Source organism: Paenalcaligenes hermetiae (assembly GCF_039543645.1).
In the GTDB taxonomy this organism is placed as follows: domain Bacteria; phylum Pseudomonadota; class Gammaproteobacteria; order Burkholderiales; family Burkholderiaceae_B; genus Paenalcaligenes; species Paenalcaligenes hermetiae.
In genome coordinates this window covers 1-1,116 of sequence record NZ_BAABKD010000005.1, presented here as the reverse complement: position 1 = coordinate 1,116, position 1,116 = coordinate 1, and the positions used below count along the sequence as shown (strand labels likewise).

The 1,116-nt window shown below is 49.0% G+C and carries 1 protein-coding gene; it reads left to right on the top strand.

Going from position 1 to position 1,116, the window contains the following annotated elements; genetic code table 11:
* Positions 1-101 precede the first annotated feature (101 nt).
* Positions 102-944 (top strand): macrolide esterase EstX-3, encoded by an 843-nt coding sequence (locus tag ABD980_RS03645; RefSeq protein ID WP_001456218.1) that lies wholly within the window; start codon positions 102-104, stop codon positions 942-944.
* Positions 945-1,116 lie beyond the last annotated feature (172 nt).

The window sequence follows — 1,116 nt, the reverse complement described above, 5'->3', positions numbered from 1 at the left end:
GGTAGTCGGCAAATAATGTCTAACAATTCGTTCAAGCCGACGCCGCTTCGCGGCGCGGCTTAACTCAAGCGTTGTACGTAAAACTCGAAGGCAATTTTAGTATGAAAGAAAAGGTAGTTGTTGATAAAGCGATTTCACTCTATACCGAATCATTCGGCGACCCGGCCCATGAACCCATTATCCTGATCATGGGGGCAATGTCGTCTGCGGTGTGGTGGCCTGATGAGTTTTGCTCCCAACTAGCCAAAATGGGTCGCTATGTGATCCGGTACGACCACCGTGATACCGGGAAATCAACAAGCTATGAGCCAGGTCAAGCTCCATATTCCGTTGAAGAATTAGCAGATGATGTGGTTCGCGTCATTGATGGTTATGGTCTGGAAGCTGCTCATTTAGTCGGCATGTCTTTGGGGGGATTTCTTTCCCAGCTTGTAGCTCTCAAGTATCCGAAACGTGTGAAGAGCTTGACGCTGATTGCTTCAGAACGGCTTGCAGATGCAGATCCTGATATGCCCGCTTTTGATCCTGCCATCATTGAGTATCACCAACGGGCGGAATCGCTGGATTGGTCTGATAGAGATGCTGTCGTCGCGTATCAGGTCGGAGCGTGGCGAATCAACTCAGGTACTGCGCATGCTTTTGACGCTGAGAAGATACAAAATATCGCTGAGTTAAATTTTGATCGCACTCCGAATATCCTGACAACATTCAACCACACTACTTTAGGTGGTGGCGAGAGATGGCTCGGGAGATTAAATGAGATAGCTGTACCAACTTTGATCATTCACGGCACGGAGGATCCTGTACTTCCTTATGTGCATGGGTTGGCACTGAAAGATGCGATTCGTGGTTCAAAAATGCTGACACTCGAAGGCACGGGACATGAGTTGCATCATGAAGACTGGCCGAGGATTATCCAGGCGATTAAGGGGCAAACGTCATAGCTATCGGTTGCACCGTACAACAAGTTGCTGCACCGTAAAAATTACTCGCTGCGCTCGCAATTTTCCGGTGAGCAAGGCGTTAAACATCATGAGGGAAGCGGTGATCGCCGAAGTATCGACTCAACTATCAGAGGTAGTTGGCGTCATCGAGCGCCATCTCGAACCGACGTTG